The organism is Flavobacterium sp., assembly GCF_049590715.1.
Lineage (GTDB): Bacteria > Bacteroidota > Bacteroidia > Flavobacteriales > Flavobacteriaceae > Flavobacterium.
Map to the genome: position 1 here is coordinate 1 of NZ_JBAWDL010000218.1, position 19224 is coordinate 19224.

At 33.1% G+C, this 19224-nt stretch carries 20 protein-coding genes; 10 read left to right on the top strand and 10 right to left on the bottom strand.

All coding sequences use genetic code 11. The annotated features are described in order from the left end of the window. The 4 genes from WBQ70_RS10055 to WBQ70_RS10070 form a co-directional block, all read right to left on the bottom strand. On the bottom strand, positions 1–229 hold a 229-nt coding region (locus WBQ70_RS10055; protein ID WP_423913615.1), incomplete at its 3' end, for an MGMT family protein. Between the two features lie 25 nt (positions 230–254). Continuing rightward, positions 255–893, bottom strand: a complete 639-nt coding sequence (locus WBQ70_RS10060; RefSeq protein ID WP_423913617.1) for a LysE family transporter — start codon at positions 891–893, stop codon at positions 255–257. A 40-nt stretch (positions 894–933) separates the two neighbouring features. Then, on the bottom strand, positions 934–1611 hold the full coding sequence (trmB, locus tag WBQ70_RS10065; RefSeq protein ID WP_423913619.1) for a tRNA (guanosine(46)-N7)-methyltransferase TrmB: 678 nt from the start codon (positions 1609–1611) through the stop codon (positions 934–936). A gap of 350 nt (positions 1612–1961) precedes the next feature. Further along, positions 1962–3326, bottom strand: a complete 1365-nt coding sequence (locus WBQ70_RS10070) for an ammonium transporter (protein WP_423913621.1) — start codon at positions 3324–3326, stop codon at positions 1962–1964. A gap of 451 nt (positions 3327–3777) precedes the next feature. Between WBQ70_RS10070 and WBQ70_RS10075 the strand changes: the two genes are divergently transcribed. Then, positions 3778–5355, top strand: a complete 1578-nt coding sequence (locus WBQ70_RS10075; RefSeq protein ID WP_423913624.1) for a L,D-transpeptidase family protein — start codon at positions 3778–3780, stop codon at positions 5353–5355. Between the two features lie 202 nt (positions 5356–5557). Here the strand turns inward: WBQ70_RS10075 and WBQ70_RS10080 are convergent, their stop codons facing one another. After that, positions 5558–5872 carry an HPF/RaiA family ribosome-associated protein gene (locus WBQ70_RS10080; RefSeq protein ID WP_423913627.1) on the bottom strand — a complete coding sequence of 105 codons (315 nt, stop codon included), beginning with the start codon at positions 5870–5872 and terminating at the stop codon, positions 5558–5560. A gap of 161 nt (positions 5873–6033) precedes the next feature. On the opposite strand from WBQ70_RS10080, the gene WBQ70_RS10085 reads away from it, so the two are divergent. Next, the gene (locus tag WBQ70_RS10085; protein WP_423913630.1) at positions 6034–6627 is read left to right on the top strand and encodes a 2OG-Fe(II) oxygenase; all 594 of its coding nucleotides are present in this window, start codon (positions 6034–6036) and stop codon (positions 6625–6627) included. A 191-nt stretch (positions 6628–6818) separates the two neighbouring features. On the opposite strand, the gene WBQ70_RS10090 is transcribed toward WBQ70_RS10085, so the two are convergent. Together WBQ70_RS10090 and WBQ70_RS10095 are read right to left on the bottom strand one after the other, a co-directional pair. Continuing rightward, positions 6819–8363, bottom strand: a complete 1545-nt coding sequence (locus WBQ70_RS10090) for an Rne/Rng family ribonuclease (RefSeq protein ID WP_423913632.1) — start codon at positions 8361–8363, stop codon at positions 6819–6821. 390 nt (positions 8364–8753) lie between these two features. After that, a complete protein-coding gene (locus WBQ70_RS10095) occupies positions 8754–9044 on the bottom strand; it encodes an HU family DNA-binding protein (RefSeq protein WP_108739332.1) in 291 nt (96 codons plus the stop codon). A gap of 134 nt (positions 9045–9178) precedes the next feature. Between WBQ70_RS10095 and mutY the strand changes: the two genes are divergently transcribed. The 4 genes from mutY to gldD all read left to right on the top strand — a co-directional run bounded on the left by mutY (position 9179) and on the right by gldD (position 12684). Further along, the gene (mutY, locus tag WBQ70_RS10100; RefSeq protein WP_423913636.1) at positions 9179–10213 is read left to right on the top strand and encodes an A/G-specific adenine glycosylase; all 1035 of its coding nucleotides are present in this window, start codon (positions 9179–9181) and stop codon (positions 10211–10213) included. Positions 10214–10316: 103 nt separating this feature from the next. Beyond that, positions 10317–10757 (top strand): single-stranded DNA-binding protein, encoded by a 441-nt coding sequence (locus WBQ70_RS10105; RefSeq protein ID WP_423913638.1) that lies wholly within the window; start codon positions 10317–10319, stop codon positions 10755–10757. A 23-nt stretch (positions 10758–10780) separates the two neighbouring features. Beyond that, positions 10781–12076: a gliding motility-associated protein GldE gene (locus tag WBQ70_RS10110; RefSeq protein ID WP_423913641.1), complete on the top strand. Its 1296-nt coding sequence runs from the start codon at positions 10781–10783 to the stop codon at positions 12074–12076. 44 nt (positions 12077–12120) lie between these two features. Then, a complete protein-coding gene (gene gldD / locus WBQ70_RS10115; RefSeq protein ID WP_423913642.1) occupies positions 12121–12684 on the top strand; it encodes a gliding motility lipoprotein GldD in 564 nt (187 codons plus the stop codon). A gap of 234 nt (positions 12685–12918) precedes the next feature. Here gldD and WBQ70_RS10120 read toward each other — a convergent pair whose 3' ends face one another. Further along, positions 12919–13296, bottom strand: coding sequence for a heavy-metal-associated domain-containing protein (locus WBQ70_RS10120; RefSeq protein ID WP_423913645.1), 378 nt, complete (start codon positions 13294–13296; stop codon positions 12919–12921). Positions 13297–13604: 308 nt separating this feature from the next. On the opposite strand from WBQ70_RS10120, the gene WBQ70_RS10125 reads away from it, so the two are divergent. Beyond that, positions 13605–14471, top strand: coding sequence for a DMT family transporter (locus WBQ70_RS10125; protein ID WP_423913648.1), 867 nt, complete (start codon positions 13605–13607; stop codon positions 14469–14471). Between the two features lie 55 nt (positions 14472–14526). Here WBQ70_RS10125 and WBQ70_RS10130 read toward each other — a convergent pair whose 3' ends face one another. Together WBQ70_RS10130 and WBQ70_RS10135 are read right to left on the bottom strand one after the other, a co-directional pair. Continuing rightward, positions 14527–15939 carry a M16 family metallopeptidase gene (locus WBQ70_RS10130; RefSeq protein WP_423913650.1) on the bottom strand — a complete coding sequence of 471 codons (1413 nt, stop codon included), beginning with the start codon at positions 15937–15939 and terminating at the stop codon, positions 14527–14529. Between the two features lie 7 nt (positions 15940–15946). Continuing rightward, positions 15947–17269, bottom strand: a complete 1323-nt coding sequence (locus tag WBQ70_RS10135) for a M16 family metallopeptidase (protein ID WP_423913653.1) — start codon at positions 17267–17269, stop codon at positions 15947–15949. Positions 17270–17504: 235 nt separating this feature from the next. On the opposite strand from WBQ70_RS10135, the gene rplU reads away from it, so the two are divergent. From rplU to pgmB, 3 genes are all read left to right on the top strand, one after another. Beyond that, positions 17505–17927 carry a 50S ribosomal protein L21 gene (gene rplU, locus WBQ70_RS10140; RefSeq protein WP_423913654.1) on the top strand — a complete coding sequence of 141 codons (423 nt, stop codon included), beginning with the start codon at positions 17505–17507 and terminating at the stop codon, positions 17925–17927. 24 nt (positions 17928–17951) lie between these two features. Then, positions 17952–18218, top strand: coding sequence for a 50S ribosomal protein L27 (rpmA, locus tag WBQ70_RS10145; protein ID WP_423913657.1), 267 nt, complete (start codon positions 17952–17954; stop codon positions 18216–18218). A 223-nt stretch (positions 18219–18441) separates the two neighbouring features. Next, a complete protein-coding gene (pgmB, locus tag WBQ70_RS10150; RefSeq protein ID WP_423913658.1) occupies positions 18442–19110 on the top strand; it encodes a beta-phosphoglucomutase in 669 nt (222 codons plus the stop codon). Positions 19111–19224: the final 114 nt, after the last annotated feature.

A 19224-nucleotide genomic window follows, 5' to 3' on the forward strand; every position in this document is an offset into this window, starting at 1 on the left:
GGTTGGTACCATCAAAATGATGTTTTCCAGTGAGTAGCCCTTTTCGGTTTACGACGCGATGTGCTGGAATATCTTCTCGACTATGTGAAGCATTCATTGCCCAAACTACCATTCTAGCTGAACGAGCCGCACCCAAAGCTTTAGCAATAGCGCCATAAGAAGTTACTTTACCAAAAGGAATTTGTTTAACTACAACATACACACGTTCGAAAAAATTAGTAGTATCCATGAAAATAAGCTTTTAGAGAATAGGATTATACTCCCCAATAATACCTTACAATATTAAATAAGGCAACTATTGAAATTAATCCAGTGATACTTCCTATAATCTTATTCATGTTTTTCAAAAGGTAATCCGCTTTTGATTCTATCTTTTGAAAAAAAGAAATATAGAAATAAAAAACCAAAGCAGAACCCAACACAACCCCACTAACAAACACCAATACAGAACTTGTTAGAAAAGAGAAAAGCTGATAGGATGACAAGGTCACACTGACAAAAACATAATAGGGAATAGGAAAAAAATTAAGAGCCGACAGTAACACCCCTAGAAAGAAACGTTTCTTTTGGCTCTTTTTTTTAATTTTTGTTTTTTTAATTTTTGGCTTTTTGGCTATAGCCAAAAAATAAATAGTTAGCAGCGTAAAAACCACAAAACCTATTTCGCGAAGCATAATAATAATATCAGGACGTGCATCGATGACACGAGCAAAAAAAATAGCTAAATAGACCTGAAAAAATATAATGGTTACCGCACCTAGAACAAACCAATAAGCATTTTTCTTCCCTTCTTTTAAATTCACTTTTGCGGCTGTCATATTGATTAATCCTGGCGGAAGAATCCCTACGACTGCTGAAATGAAACCAAAAAATAAGGGAATAATAAAATTCATTAGTTTTTATCAAACGTTATAAAATCTCTAAAAACTTTTATTAGTCCTTGATTTTAAATCTAATATACGTAATTGCTTTGTTTATTTCTAAATATTGTTTTTCGTAAAAAGTTTGGAATGCCGTTACTTCCTCAGGACTTCCTTCGTTTACATACACGTTATGGTTTGCATACAATACTTCGTGACCTTCACCATGCAGCAATCCTAACGTGTATCCGTGCATGAATTCACTATCGGTTTTGAGGTTCATCACGCCATCTCTTTTGAGGATCTTTTTATACAATTTCAAAAACTCCGAATTAGTCATACGGTGTTTAGTTCTTTTGTATTTGATTTGTGGATCTGGAAAAGTAATCCAGATTTCGTCCACTTCGTTTTCAGCAAAAACATGATTGATTAACTCTATTTGGGTACGGACAAATGCTACATTATGCAATCCAGTGTCAACGGCTGTTTTGGCACCACGCCAGAAACGAGCTCCTTTGATATCGATTCCAACAAAGTTTTTATTAGGATATCTTTCAGCAAGCCCTACAGAGTACTCTCCTTTTCCACAACCTAATTCAAGAACAATTGGATTGTCATTTTTGAAGAATTCTGAATTCCACTTCCCTCTTAAAGGAAACAAATTGCCTACTACTTCTTCTCTTGTTGGTTGAAAAACGTTATTAAAGGTTTCGTTTTCCCTGAATCTTTTTAATTTATTTTTACTTCCCACGATTTTTTAAATATTTGCGCAAAATTAAGGAAATATATAAGACCGTGGGGTATGAGTGCTAATTATTTATCTGCAAAGGTTTGCCTTGCAGGATATTTAGTCCACAGATTGTATTGATTTAAAAAAAATACTGATGTTACAGGAACACAAATCTTAGAAATTAAAGAAATTCAAAAAATCTTTATTCGCTTTGCGGTAAAAAAACGAACACTGATTGGAGAAATCAAAGAAATTTAAAAAATCTCTTAGTCCCTTTTCTTCTTAGTCCCTTAGTGTCTTTGCAGTAAAAACCCTTGTGTCCTTAGTGAAATATTAGTGTATTTTGTGTTTAAAAATCATGTCTAAGACAACTATTCAGAGCATTCAATAGGAAACAATGTCTCATCGTGTTGGGAGATATCCAATCCAATACCCTCAGATTCCTCAGAAACCCGCATTGGAATAATTCTATTTGTTATTTTGAATAACAAATAAGCACCACAAAAAGTAAATATGGAAACCAATACTAACGCTGCCATATGATGACCAAAAACACCCCAGCCACCATGTAATAAACTAGCATCTTCACCATGTGCAAAAATAGCGGTTAAAATCATACCCATAATTCCTCCTACACCATGACAAGCAAAAACATCCAGTGTATCATCTACTTTTAGTAATAGATTACAATGCACCAAATAATTAGAAACTATTGCAGTTATGAATCCAAAAAACATACTTTCAGGAACCGATACATATCCCGCTGCTGGAGTAATAGAAACCAATCCTACTACTGCTCCAATACAAGCTCCAAGGGCAGAAACTTTTCTTCCATTCAATCGATCAAAGAAAATCCACGTCAACATCGCTGCTGCCGATGCTGTAGTTGTGGTAGCAAAAGCCATAGCCGCTACACCATTAGCTTCTAAAGATGAACCTGCATTGAAACCAATCCACCCAAACCACAACATCCCCGTTCCTAATAAAACGAAAGGAATGTTTGTAGGTACGTGATTGCTATTATTTCTTTTACCTAAAACCATTACTCCTGCAAGAGCCGCAAAACCTGCACTCATATGAACCACAGTTCCTCCAGCAAAATCTTTCACACCAAAGTAAGATCCTAAAATCCCTGTTGGATACCAAACAGAATGACAAAGTGGTGCATATATAAAGATGGTAAACAAACAAATAAAAAGTAAATACGAAATAAAACGAACGCGTTCCGCAAAAGAACCCGTTATAATTGCGGGTGCAATCACCGCAAATTTCATTTGAAACAAAGCAAACAGCATAAAAGGGACTGTAGTTGCAATATTTTTATGAGGTAATATATTAACATAATCCATAAAGGCAAATGAAGTAGGGTCTCCAACAAAACTATAGAAGCCATCCCCTATCTGAACACCAATAGGCTCCCCAAAGGCCAAACTAAACCCAACTACAACCCATATCAAAGTAACCACTCCCATACAAATAAAACTTTGTAACATGGTTGAAATCACATTCTTCTTACCTACCATACCACCGTAAAAGAACGAAAGTCCAGGAGTCATGATTAGCACCAAACAACAAGAAGTAAGCATCCAAGCCACATCGGCAGGAACAATTTGATCCAAAGTTCCAAATTGAGCTATTATAGCACGAGGTTCAGATCCCTCTGTCCAAAAAGCACCTGTAACACAAACCAAACTAATAATCATAAAGGAAATAACCCAACGTTTCTCTATTTTCATTTTTATTAATTTTACCCCATTAATTTAGGGGGCAAAGTTAAAAATAATTTATTTTTTTTCAATTATTACAAGATTTTTTGGCAACAAAAAATATTTCACCTCTAAATCAGCAACACAATCACTTTTAAGACAAAATAAAATGAGTAAAAATCAAACATTTTGTTATTTTTCTGAGAATACAATTATCTTAGATTTCGTTTTTAAAATTAAAAACGTCCATTTCCTGAGAATAATCCGCCAAAACAATTCACCAAATTACATTCTAATACAAGATAGACTTCATAGTTATTAATTAATAATAGAACCCAAAAATAAATCTTCAGCATATTAATAAACAAAAAGGTACAATTATTGTTGCATCAAAAAAAACTATTTCCTAAATATCTATTATTTAGAATTAGTGGTTTTTTGATGTATTTTTACAAGGATATATTATATAAATTACAACTTTATGAAGAAGTCTTTACTTTTTATTTTCGTAAATCTAATATTATTAGTTGCTATTTCATGCAAAAAAATAAATGATAAAGCAGGATCAACCGCTCTAGAAGAAATTCCCGAAGACAGCCATCCTTCTTTTGACAGCACTATGGTTACAACATTTTTCAAAAAACATCCTTTATTAGAAAAATATCAGAATGAAGTTCGTGAACTTTATCAAAAACACCAGTATCATTATGTATGGTACGATAAAAAAGGAGTGAATGAATTTGGTAGTTTGTTGCACAATAAAATCATCAACATTGAAGAAGAAGGTGTACTTACCAGCATTCCTTACCGACAAAAACTGGATTCCATTTATGAAATTGCTCCAGCCTCACAAAAACCCAATGTAACCACTGAGTTATTAAATACCTCAATGTATTTCTTTTATGTGGATAAAGTATATCAAGGGCTCGATACTGAAAAAACTAACCAAATGGAATGGTTCCTACCAAGAGAAAAACAATCGTACAGCAAGTACCTCGATTCTCTTTTAGTAAACCCTTCATTGATTAAAAAAGAAGAAAATGGATTATTTGCACAATACTATCTCCTGAAAAAAGTATTAAAAAACTATCGCCAAATTGAGAAAAAAGGCGGATGGGAAACAATAGTATTAGATTCAGCTGTTAAATCCCTCAATGTAGGTGATAGTTCTCGTGCCATTGCTCAACTAAGAACTAGATTATTCCTGACTGGAGAACTAAAAAACGATTCAAAAAGTGCTATTTATGATGATGAATTAACAAAAGGCGTTTTAGAATTCAAAAGACAAACCCAGAATACCTCAAGTACTATAATCTTACCTTCACATTTAAAAATCTTAAACATTCCGGTTACTGATCGTATTAAAACAATCATTGTCAACATGGAACGTTGTCGCTGGATTGCCAAGGACGTTACTAAAGCAAAAGAATTGATAGCCGTGAACATTCCCGCTTACGAACTTACTTATTTTAAAGATGGAAAACCTAGTTTTAAATCGAATGTTGTCGTAGGAAAGACACTTAATAAAACCGTTATTTTTAGTGCACCTATGCGTTATATCGTCTTTAGCCCGTACTGGAATGTACCTTACAGCATCATCAAAAACGAAATCAAACCTGGAATTGAAAAAGACCCTGACTATCTCGCCAAACATAATATGGAATGGAACGAAGGTCATGTGCGCCAAAAACCAGGGCCTAAAAACTCTCTAGGGCTGATCAAATTTTTGTTTCCTAATTCAAATTCAATTTATTTGCATGACACTCCATCTAAGCATTTGTTTAGTCGTCGTGACCGCGCTTTTAGCCACGGATGCATCCGCGTCGAAAAACCAAAAGAGCTGGCTGAAGTTATTCTAAAAGAGGATCCTAATTGGACGCCTGAAAAAATTAATAAAGCCATGCACAAAGGCAAGGAATCTTGGTATACCCTCAAAAACAAAATCCCTGTCTATATTGGCTACTTTACCGCCTGGGTTGACACGAAAGGCGATCTCCATTTTTATGACGACATCTATGATAGAGATAAGCCCTTAGCAGATTTACTATTTGACAAATAATCTAATACATTAAAAATTAGAATTTTAAGCAAAAAAAAAGCAACCTAAAATATTTTTTAGACTGCTTTTCCTGAATTAACAATTGCTTTTATTCCATTAACAGATAAAGAAATTATCCGATTTTATCTAGCCACAAATTGAGAAATTACAAATGTTGTTTATTTTTAAAACCTTACAATATCTCAATCTGTGGCTTTTTATTTTAGTGTACCTTTTGTTTTTCAAAAGCCGTTGTCAATGCTTTCTTAATTTTATCAGAAGCTAAGAAAAATGCTTTTTCTATACTATCAGCATGAGCTGTAACCGCAATAGGTTGCAATCCCACTGGACGTGCCTCAATTACACAACGCTTGTCATCAACACCGCTTTTAGCACTATTTTCATCTCCAAGATGCACCTCAAATCGAGTTACTTTGTCTTCAAAACGAGCTAAGGATTTTTCTAGTTCTGCTGTAAAATAAGTTTCTAATCTTTCGTGACCTTCTATGTTTTTGTCTGTATTAAATTGAATTTTCATATATCTAATTTTAAATTGATTTCTCTCAAATTTAAGATTCTTTTTCTAAAAAATGTATGAATTAATAAAAAATTATGATTCTAATTTGTACGAAAAAATTTTAAATGAACCATAAACGACTACCTTGAAAAAAAACTTGTCAAATCAAGTATAATAAAAAGATGGAAAATACTTTTGAAACCTTGATTGCAAGTTACATTGAGAACAAAGTTGGCATTGCCAATGATTTTTTAAGTGATGAATTATGCCAACAGCTTGCCCAAAATATCATGACACTCGAGGCAAACCAACTTTTACAAGAAGCGGGTATTGGCAATGACCAAAAGCTACAACTTAATTCTAAAATACGTCGAGACACTATATACTGGCTTGATAAAAAGCATAACGACCCACACGAAAATAATTTTTTCGAAAAAATGGATGCTTTTGTACTTTACCTTAATCAAAGTTGTTATGCGGGGATCACTGATTATGAATTTCACTATTCATTATACGAAGCGGGTGATTTTTACAAAAAACACCTCGACCAGTTTAAAGACAACTCCAGCCGACAATTCTCAATGATTAGCTACCTCAACCCTAATTGGCAAACTAAAGATGGTGGAGAGCTTTATATCCATCAATTGAACAACAACCAAAGCATTTCACCTACACAAGGTAAAACCGTGTTTTTCAAAAGCAATGAGCTCGAACATGAAGTACTTATTACTAATGAACGCAGAATGAGTGTGACTGGGTGGCTGAAAAAAGGCTGATTTTTTTCATCAAACAACAAAATGCTTTTGAATACGATTTCCTAGCCCAGATGGAAGCGGCATCCTTTTTCTGGCTTTTTCAGCCAGAAAAAGATATAGCGGACAGCTGGATTAGCTCCAAAAAAAACAACTCTAAATATTTCGCATAAGGACACAAAAAAACCGCTAATCTCACGAAAAGCGGTTTATGTTTATTCTTTTATAACATTTCCTTTTTTGTCAAAGAAATGATATTCTAAATACGTGTAAGCGTCACGTGGTATGATTTTCACCCATTTTTTATGTTCAAAAAACCATTTTGAACGTAATGATGGAAAACCTTTACTGAGGTATGCAGCCACAAATGGATGTACATTAAGCACAACATTTTTGTGGGTTTTTAATACTCTTTCTAAATCCGAATTGATTTTATCAATGATTAATATTGGCGCTTCAATTTCGCCATTACCATTGTTAGGATCTTCTTCTCTAGTTTTAATATTAACTTCTGGTCTTACCCTTTGCCTTGTAATTTGAACTAATCCAAATTTACTTGGAGGTAAAATCTTGTGTTTTGCTTTATCGTCGTTCATTTCTTCTCTTAAGAAGTCGAATAAGACTTTACGATTTTCAGGATTAGACATATCGATAAAATCAATAACAATAATCCCACCCATGTCACGTAGACGCAATTGTCTAGCGATTTCAGCTGCGGCAATCATGTTGACCTCCATGGCAGTATCCTCTTGATTAGTGGCTTTATTAGAACGGTTCCCACTATTGACGTCAATGACGTGCAAAGCTTCGGTATGTTCAATAATAAGATAAGCCCCTTTACTCATGGAAACTGTTTTCCCAAAAGATGTTTTGATTTGTCTCTCTATGTTGTATTTCTCAAAAATAGGTGTGTCCTTTGATTGATAAAACTTAACAATTGATTGTTTTGAAGGTGCAATTTCTTGCAAATAATCCTTTGTTTGGTTGTACAACTCTTCATCATCAATTTGAATACCACTAAAGGTATCATTAAACACATCTCTTAATATTGAGGAAGCTCTATTGAGTTCTCCTAATACTTTGGATGGATGATGAGCAGTTGGTAATTTTTTACACATTGCATTCCATCTGCTAAGCAGGTTCTGCAAATCTTTTTCTAATTCGGCTGTATTTTTGCCTTCGGCTACTGTTCTAACAATAACACCAAATCCCTTCGGCTTGATTGATTGTACAAGTTTTTTGAGTCTGTCTTTTTCTTTTTTGTTCTCTATTTTTTGAGAAATAGAAACACGGTCAGAAAAAGGCACCAAAACAATAAAACGTCCGGCAAGGGAAAGCTCAGCGCTAATCCTTGGTCCTTTGGTTGATATTGGTTCTTTTACTACTTGTACAAGAATAGATTGATTAGCATTAATTACATTAGTAATTGTACCGTCTTTTTCTATCTCTTTTTCAAACTGAAAGTTTTTTAGGGAGAAATCTTTTAATTTACCTGCGCTTACAAGTTTTATGAATTTCAGTTGGGAAGATAAATTAGGTCCTAAATCATGATAATGTAAAAAGGCATCTTTTTCAAAGCCTACATTTACAAAAGCAGCATTAAGTCCAGCAACAGGTTTTCTTATTTTGGCAATAAAAATATCACCTACTTGAAAATTGCTTGTCTCTTCTTCCTTGTGTAATTCAATTAGTTTTCCATCTTTTAATAAGGCAAAATCTACGAAATCAGAACTAGATCGAATGATTAATTCTTTATTCATTTGTAAATTTTTATCCGAACTCTCAATTCGGGATTTGGGATTTGGGATTTGGGATTTTACAATCCTAAATCAAAAATCCTTATTCCTAAATCAATAATAGGGATGGATTAAACAATATTTTAACAGGTATTGTACCCGGAGAGTAGAAGACTTTTAAGATAATAGATTAAAAGATGATTGACTTGGTCTATTATCTATTCGTCTTTGATCTATTCGTCTTTTCCTCAATTTCAATGAACGTTTAAAAAGAAAAAAGTAGTTATAAACTACTTTTTCTTTTTGTGACGGTTAGCTCTCGCTCTTTTTTTACGTTTGTGAGTCGCTACCTTATGTCTTTTTCTTTTTTTACCACTTGGCATAATCGTTTAGATTTTATGATTAATATTATTATTATTTTGCTTCGTTATTCGTTTTTACTCCTTCTACAAAAACTTTTGCAGGTTTGAAAGCAGGAATATTATGTGCAGGGATTTTAATTGTAGTGTTCTTAGAGATGTTTCTTCCTGTTTTTTCAGCTCTAGTTTTTACGATAAAACTTCCAAAACCTCTTAAATATACATTATCTCCAGTTTCCAAAGAATTTTTAACTTCTTCCATAAAAGTTTCAACTGTTGCTTGAACATCACCTTTTTCAAGACCTAGTTTTTCTGAAATTTTTGCTACGATATCTGCTTTCGTCATTTTCTTTCCTATTTATTATTTTGTAATAATTTTTTTTGAGTGTGCAAATATAGGAATTTAAAAAACAATAAATCAAGCTAAATCGTTAAATTTTAATCATATAAACTTTTACTTTTGTCGTCAAATAAATAAAAATGATTTTTCATAACTCTTTAATTTCTTGGTACTTACACAATAAGCGTGATTTACCATGGAGAACCACCACCAATCCGTACCCTATTTGGCTGTCAGAAATCATGCTTCAACAGACGCGAGTCGCTCAAGGATTGCCTTATTTTTTATCATTTACAACTGCTTTCCCAACTGTTTTTGATTTAGCAAATGCCAATGAAGAGCAAGTGTTAAAATTATGGCAAGGACTTGGTTATTATTCCCGTGCCCGAAATCTTCATAAAACAGCACAACATATCGCCTTTGATTTAAACGGAGTCTTCCCAGACAACTATAAAGACCTATTAAACTTAAAAGGCGTAGGTGAATATACCGCAGCCGCTATTGCCTCATTTGCATACAATGAAGTTATACCTGTTGTAGATGGAAATGTATTCCGAGTTTTGTCACGTTATTTTGACATCGAAAGTGACATTGCATTAACTGCAACCAAAAAAGAATTCACTGCCCTAGCAGCAGCATTAATTCCAAAAGACAACCCTGCTCTATTCAATCAAGCCATAATGGAATTTGGTGCCCTGCAATGCGTTCCTAAAAACCCAGATTGCTCCGTTTGTGTATTTAAGGATAGTTGTGTCGCTTTACAAAAAAAGAAAGTAGATCAATTACCTATTAAATCTAAAAAACTTAAAGTAAAAAATCGCTTTTTCAATTACTTAGTAGTCCAAGATGAGGAGAACCAAACATTAATTCAAAAACGAACACACAAAGGAATTTGGCACAACTTATATGAGTTCCCTTTAATTGAAACTGAAAAAGAAGAAGGTTTTGATTACATCTCCAATGCTATTACTGATGACTTCTTCAAAACGAACACCATCACAAGCATCCTAGAGCTTAACGACAAAATCATTATTCATAAATTATCGCACCAACACTTACACATTAAATTCTGGGAAATAAAAATAAAAGGGAAAGTAGATAAAGGGATCAACAAAGAAGTATTAAAAAGTTTTCCGTTCCCTATTGTAATTCATAATTTTATCGAAAAGGACTAAAAATAGCTTCAAAAAAAATGTATCTTTGAGATCACACCTTTAAGTTTAGAGTTTTCTTTAAGAGAATTTCATACTTAAATGGTATTAATACCATAATTATAATATGAGCGGCACATTAAATAAAGTAATGTTAATTGGTTATCTTGGCGACGATGTTAAGATGCATTATTTTGACGGTGGAAATTGTATTGGTCGATTTTCTTTAGCCACTAATGAGGTTTATATTAACAAAACCACCAACGAAAAAATCAGTTCTACAGAATGGCATAATTTAGTCGTTCGAAATAAAGCAGCTGAAATTTGTGAAAAACACTTATCCAAAGGAGACAAAATATACATTGAAGGACGCATCAAGTCAAGACAATGGCAATCAGATGATGGCAGCACAAAATACACTACTGAAATTCAAGTTACCGAATTCACGTTTTTGACAACAAAAAAGAACACTGAAAACAACAAACAAATTCAATCCTCTGAACCAACAAAAAACACTAACTTTGACACACAAAATAACGACTTACCAATAAATGATTTGCCGTTTTAATTGTTTAACTAATCTTCTTTAATTTGGACCCAGAGCCCAGTTTAAATATTGCATACACAATAGACACTAATTTATTGTTTGGCTTCATTGGAATAATCACTTTGCTGTTTTTTTCAGCATTGGTTTCTGGTGCTGAAGTAGCTTTGTTTTCGCTTTCGCAAAAAGACATTGATGACTCACTTCAAGAAAATAATTCCAAAGGCAAAATTCTTGCAGAACTACTAGACCGACCCAAAAAACTCTTAGCCACACTTTTGGTTGCTAACAATTTTATTAATATAGGAGTCGTGATTCTATTCTCCTTTATTGGAGGCAATCTGTTTTCGAATGTTAATTCTCCCGTATTAAAATTTACTCTCGAAGTTATTGTCGTTACGTCCCTATTACTCCTTTTTGGCGAAATTTTACCCAAAGTTTATGCCAGTAGGAATAATGTGAAATTTGCTGAATTTATTGCTTTACCTATTTTAATATTAGACAACATCCTTTCACCAATAAGTATCCCTATGCGTGGAGCAACAGTTTATTTACATAATAAATTAGGCAAACAAAAGACTATTTTTTCTGTTGATCAACTTTCCCAAGCTTTAGAACTGACTTCATCCGAAGACACTTCATCCGAAGAACAAAAGATACTGGAAGGCATTGTAACCTTTGGAAACACTGACACCAAGCAAGTGATGAGTCCTAGGATTGATGTTTTTGCACTTGAAATCACGGAAACATTTAAAGATATTTGCCCTAAAATCATTGAAAAAGGCTATTCTAGAATCCCTGTTTACCGTGATAATATTGATCAAATTGAAGGAGTTCTATTTGTAAAAGATTTACTTCCTCACATTACAAAAACAATCTTTGACTGGACCTCATTAATTAGAGAACCTTTTTTTGTACCTGAAAATAAAAAACTAGACAACCTACTTAAGGATTTTCAAAATATGAAAAACCATTTAGCTATTGTAGTTGATGAATATGGTGGAACCTCAGGATTAGTTTCTCTTGAAGATGTCATTGAAGAAATTGTTGGTGATATCAGTGATGAATTTGATGATGAAGATGTTAATTATTCCCAACTTGACGACAAAAATTATATTTTTGAAGGAAAAATAAATCTAAAGGACTTTTACCGAATTATTGATGTAGATGAAAATCTTTTTGAATCCAGAAAAGGAGAAGCAGAAACATTAGCAGGATTTATTCTCGAAATAACCGGTAGTTTCCCAAAAAAAGGACAAAAAATAACATACGATAGCTGTCTTTTCACCGTTGAAACACTTGACAAAAAACGCATCAAACAAATAAAAGTAACTCTTCATTAATTTTACACCACCCCTTTGAGCGTGCTACTAAATTTTAAATAAAAATGCTTAAAAAAACAACAGTTTACTTACTCCTATTTTTTGCTTCCTTATTAATCTTAAGTTGCAAAGACAACGTTCTACCAAAACCTGGTAGCTATTTAAGACTAGACTATCCTGAAGCGCAATATGCAACATTTGAGAACACTTGCCCTTTTGATTTTGAAATAAATTCTAAAGCCATCATCAAAGCCGAAAAAGATTGTGGTTTTAGCATTTCATACCCAAAGATGAAAGCAACCATTTACCTAACCTACAAGCCCATAAACGGCAACATCAACAACTTACTACGTGATGCTCAAAAACTAACCTACGAACACGTTATTAAAGCTGACGATATCTCAGAACAACCTTATCTAAATCCCGATAAAAAAGTATATGGTATGTTTTACCAGGTAAACGGAAATGCTGCTACCAACTCACAATTTTACGTGACAGATAGTACCAAACATTTTATCACTGGTTCGGTTTATTTTTATGCTAAACCTAATTTTGATTCTATTATGCCAGCGGCCAGTTATATTAAAAATGACATGCAACGATTGATGGAGACTCTGAAATGGAAATAATATTTATTAAAAAATTTCTTTTTCTCTAAACCATATAGAGGTTAAATAGTATTAAGAACACTTGACTAAATGAAACTTAGTTTCTTAATAACAATAGGAGATTTAATTTTAAGTCACCCTATGATAACCATAAAAAAAACGATTAAGAATTTAATATCTTAATCGTTTTTTTATCAAATGAATCTGCTGTAATCTGACAGAAAAATCTTGAGAGCACTAATTTGAAAGCTATTATTATTTAAAATCAGAAACTTTATATGTTGTTCCATCTCCAGTTGCTTGAACTATTTGAGTCAATGAAGCCTGATTTTGAATCGTTTTATCAAAAGTAACAGTTGCAAGTTTTTTATCAAAATCTACTTCCGCTGTTTGCACTCCGTCTACACTTGAAAGGTTTTCCTGAATAGTTTTAGCGCAACCTATTGCACAAGTCATCCCTTCAATTTTAAAAGTTGCAGCTTGTAAATTTTCAGGAGCAATTTCCTTTTTTACTATAGGAGACTCTGTTTTATTTTGAGGAATTATCTTTTCGCATTCTTCAGTGTTTTTTTTGCAACTAACAAATAAAACTCCAGTGAGAGCTACCATTCCAATTGATTTTAAAAATTTCATGCGTTTGTGTTTAAAATTATTAACAAAATTACTCAATTAACCACCGTTTATTCATAAAATAATTACAATTTTGACTTAAAAAACAAATAGCTTTTTCAAAAAAACAATTATAAATTACGTGAATTCTCACAAGTGCATTTGCTTTAAACAATTATACTTCATAGAGTGTGTATAATAATTTTAAAGCACTTAAGACAAACTTAAAAAATTGCTTTCAATTTGTGTAATAAAAACTTAGACACCATAATATGTGGGAATTTGTGTAATTTGCGGTTATTTTTTTTTGCAACTAACCAATAAACAAATATATGGACTCAAAACAGTTGAAATGGATATATTTATCAATTCTTGCTTTGATATGGGGCAGTTCTTTTATTTTGATCAAAAAGGGGTTAGTAGGATTATCAGCAATCCAAGTAGGTTCTTTACGGATTATTTTTGCTGCTTTTTTTCTCTTATTGATAGGTTTTAAAAGTCTACCAAAAATCCCAAAACAAAAGTGGAAATACATTGCCATCACAGCATTATTTGGAACCTTTTTTCCAGCATTTCTTTTCTCCATTGCTCAAACAGAATTAGAAAGTTCCGTAACGTCCATATTAAACTCTTTAACGCCATTAAACACTTTAGTTATTGGTGCTATTTTCTTCGGAATTGGTTTTCAAAGAAGACAACTTTGGGGTGTTTTTATAGGACTTACAGGAAGTACGCTTTTAGTTTATAATGGTGCTCAAAACCATCCAGAACAAAATTATTACTACGCATTATTGATTATTGTAGCTTCTTTTTGTTACGCTACTAATGTCAACTTAATAAAACGCTATCTATCTGACTTGAGCCCTGTGAGTATTACCACTGGAAACTTCGTTGTACTTTTAGCACCCGCTTTAACAATCCTGTATTTCACTGGTTTTGAAACACAAATTCACATCGAAAAAGTACAGAAAGCGGTGGGTTTTATTCTCATACTAGGAATCCTAGGAACAGGGATTGCCAATATCCTTTTTTTCAAACTAATTCAATTGGCCTCTCCTGTGTTTGCAGCCTCGGTTACGTATTTGATTCCGATTGTGGCCTTCTTTTGGGGATTGTTGGATAATGAAATATTATCACCAGTTCAATTTGTTGGCGCTTTTATTATTTTGATTGGGGTTTATTTGTCGGCTAGGAAATAGTATGGATTATGAGTTAAGGGTTATGAGTTACAAATAACCCTTAACTTTTTCCTCTTTAGTATTTAGGTTTCTCAGTTGGGTTTCCAAATTTATCAAAATAAAATATTGGAATATTTAGTTTCTCTAAACCAGGAAGTACTTCCTCCCCTTTTCCAGTAATAATGATTCTCGTATTATCGATTAAGAAATACTTATTAGCAGCTTTCAGAATATCCTCTGATGTTACAGCATTAATATTCTTAATATAATTTTCGTAAAAATCTTTTGGCAGCCCTTCTGTTTCTGTATTCAAAGCATATCTTGCAATAGTTTGGGGTTTCTCGACTCTCATTACAAATCGACCTACGAATCCAGCTTTTACATCCTGTAATAATTTATCCGACACTTTTTCGGTACGCATCTTTTTAATTTCTTTAACAAATTCAACAACAGCACTGTCCGTTGCTGAATTTCTTACCGAGGAAGCTGACTTTAATTTGGTCACATATTTATCTACTCCAATCGAAGAATTAGCACCATATGTCCATCCATGTGCTTCACGCAAATTCATGTTTAGATTGCTATTGTAATCTCCTCCTAAAATTTGAGTGGCAAGAATTGCAGGAAAAAAATCAGGTGCATTCATTTGTAAATGCAAAGTGTTCACCAAAGCTATTTCAGACTGAGAAGCATTAGGAACATCAACAAAATTGATTTGGATGAAAGGAACATTTACAGGATCAGGATAACTTTGTTTTGGGATACTTCGTTTTTCCCATTTCCCAAAAAGCTTTTCAACCATCGCATTGACTTCCTTATATTTAACATCTCCAATGATAACCAAATAAGCATTTTCAGGAACAAAATAAGTGTGATAATTTTTCTTTACATCATCCAATGTCACTCTATTGATAGACTCCACGGTAATATATTCTCCAGCAGGATGATCTTTTCCAAAAGCCAAAGCGTCTACCACACGGCTAGCAATGGCTGGTGTACTTTTCTCTTGTGATTTTAAACTTTCAATTATCTTAGCTTTTTCTTTGTCCAATTCTTCTTGAGTAAAATTAGGCGACAATGCCGCTTCGGACATGAGTTCCAAAACTCGACGAGCATACTTTGAAAGTGTACTAGCATAACCACCACTAGAACCTATACTTATAGAAGCACCTAAAAAATCAATTTCTTCATTGAAATCGTCTTTTGAGATTTTAATACTTCCATTCCCCATCAAACTACTTGTTAAATCATCGACTCCTTTTTTGTCTTTTTCTACAAAAGGAGGATTGTCTAAAGAAAGACTAAAGGTTGCTCTAGGCAATTTATGATCTTCAACCACTAATACTTTCAAACCATTAGGCAAAGTAAATGTTTGAGGTTTCTTTATATTAACAACGGGTAGCTTCCCCGGTTTGGGCTGTGTATAATTTTGTGCTTGCATAATGCCAGTAAGTAACAATAAAATGAATAAGAAGTTTGTGTTTTTCATAACGGACTTAGTTCTGAGCGTGAGTAGAAGGAACATAATCTAATAATAATCGTTGATTAGGATTCAAATATTTTTCAGCTACTTCACGAATTTCCTCTCTCGTTATGGAATGATAGATATCGAATTCCGTATTAATCAAATTAACATCGCCATATAACATATAATATTTAGCTAGATTTTCAGCTATTCCTTCTACACTTGAATTACTGTTGACATATTGGTTCTCAAATTGATTTTGTAGTTTTTGAAAATCTTTTTCAGAAATCAAATCGGTTTGGATTTTTACAATTTCCTCATCAATTTCTTTTAGCAAATCATCACCCGTAAATCCTTGCATAGGCAAACCGTAAATAATATACATTCCATAATCTTCTTGACTATATGAAAACGCTCCAATTTGCAAGGCTCTCTTGTTTTGATCTACGATTTTCTTGTATAATTTCGAACTTTTACCATCACTTAAATAAGCAGAAATATAATCCAAAACACGCGCATCTCTCGTTTTCATCGATGGCGTTCTGTATGAAGCTACCACCATTGGAATTTGAATGTTTGGATCTTCGTATTTTGTTTTTATGGTTTGCGTAATTGGTTCTTCCATATATATAGGTCTTTCAATAGCTACTCCTTTTTTTATAGTTCCAAAATATTTCTGAATCCATTCTTTAGTCGTTTTATTTTTAAAATCTCCAGCTACGACTAAAACAGCATTGTTAGGCACGTAGAATTTCTGATTAAACATCTTAAAATCTTCCAGTTTAGCTGATTCCAAATGTTCCATCGAACCAATAACAGACCAACGATACGGATGATTGACAAACATATTTTCTTTGACTACATTAATAACGTATCCATAAGGCTGGTTGTCATAACGAGATCTTTTCTCTTCCTTGATTACTCCTTTTTGAGTATCTACCCCTATCTGACCAATAACAGGATGTCTTAATCTTTCGGATTCCATCCAAAGCCCTAGCTCTAAACTATTTGAGGGGAAGACTTCATAATAGTAGGTACGATCTTCGGTTGTATTTGCATTATTAACTCCTCCATTAGAAGAAACCATTTTCATCCATTCGCCTCTTTTAATATTCTTTGTCCCTTCAAATAGCAAATGTTCAAAAAAATGTGCAAAACCAGTCTTGTTAGGGTTTTCATCTTTGGAACCCACATGATACATAACCGAAGTTACCACCACAGGAGCCGAATTGTCTTGATGTAGAATCACATGCATGCCGTTGTCAAGGTCATATTCTTCGAATGTAATTTTTTGTGCCGAAGCGACTCCACCCAACATAAGAGCACTAGTTGCTATCATTATATATTTTTTCATAAGGATTAATAAATATTGTATTTTGAGTACCTCAATAATTATTTCAAAATTACTTTTTTTTCATTAGGATTGAATATTTGAAAGGTTTTTTTAGCAAAAAATTACAGCTATTATTTAAGTTCAACCCCTTGAAATACACGCAATAAACAAAATAGCATATTTTTTATTTTAAGTGATTGCACAGTAAAAATTAAATTGTATATTTGCATCCTTAAAAATTTATAAATCACACAGTATGTATGCAATCGTAGAGATAGCAGGGCAACAGTTCAAAGTAAGCAAAGACTTAAAGGTTTATGTTCACCGTTTGACTAACGAAGAAGGTTCAAAAGTATCTTTTGACAAAGTTCTTTTAGTAGATGACAATGGTAATATAACTTTAGGCGCCCCAGCTATAGAAGGTGCTTCAGTAGAAGCTAAAGTGTTACAACACTTAAAAGGAGACAAAGTTATCATTTTCAAAAAGAAAAGAAGAAAAGGATACAAAAAGAGAAACGGTCACAGACAATATCTTACTCAAATTGTAATTGAAGGTATTACTGCAACAGGCGCTAAGAAAGCAGCACCTAAAAAAGCAGCAGTTGAAGCAACTACTGAAGAGGCAGCTCCAAAAGTAAAAAAAGCTCCAAAAGCTAAAAAAGAAGATACTCAAGAATAATAACAATATTAAAACTAATACGTCATGGCTCACAAGAAAGGTGTCGGTAGTTCCAAGAATGGTAGAGAATCAGAATCAAAACGTTTAGGTGTTAAGATTTATGGAGGACAAGCTGCTATCGCAGGGAACATCATCGTAAGACAAAGAGGTTCTAAACACAACCCAGGAGAAAATGTATACATCTCTAAAGATCATACATTACACGCAAGAGTTCCTGGAATTGTAAAGTTCCAAAAGAAAAGAGACAACAAATCATACGTTTCAATCCTTCCATTCGAAGTTGAAGCATAATTGATTTTCTCAATTAAAACAAAAACCCAATTCGCAAGAATTGGGTTTTTGCATTTTAACCAATTCGTTCCCTTCAAATAAATGATTTTTTCAATAACGGAATCTAAATTCACGATAGTTATAATTTTACCTTTAAATTACTTGTTTAAAAGCCCATTCTTCAAATAAATTTTTATATTTACACATACCTCAAAAATAAAAATCAGATTATTAAATCAATATTATGACCACTAAAAAAGCCTTTATTTTCGACTTAGATGGAGTAATTGTAGATACCGCCAAATATCATTTTCTGGCTTGGAAAAAAATAGCCGATCAACTAGGAATAGAATTCACATTAGAACACAATGAATTACTAAAAGGCGTCAGCAGAGTGCGTTCCTTAGACATCATTTTAGGCCTAGAAAATGTAGAAGCATCTCAAGAAGATAAAGACAAATGGTTGATTCAAAAAAATGAAGACTACCTAACCTATTTGGTCGACATGGATGAAAATGAAATTCTTCCAGGTGTTTTTCCTATTTTGAAATATTTAAAAGAAAAACAACAACCTATCGCTTTAGGATCGGCCAGTAAAAATGCGAGACCGATACTTGAAAAAACAGGCATCCTCTCCTATTTTGATGCTATTGTTGACGGAAATGATGTTAGTAACGCTAAACCTGACCCAGAAGTTTTCTTAATTGCTGCCAAAAAACTAGGGATGAGTCCAGAACAATCTATTGTTTTTGAAGACTCGATTGCAGGAATTCAGGCAGCTAATATTGGAAAAATGATTAGCGTAGGCATTGGAGAAGAAAAAACATTGCATGAAGCGCGATATGTTTTTCAGGATTTTACCCATATCGAAACACGCTTTATAGACAATCTAATCAATAAGAAAATCGGTTAAGACGTTGCTTTAAGTAACGCTAACTTTCAAAATACAACACAATGAATCAAGATTATATAAAACAAGACAATTGGTCTATCATAGAAGAAGGATTTGATATCGAAAGAGTAAAAT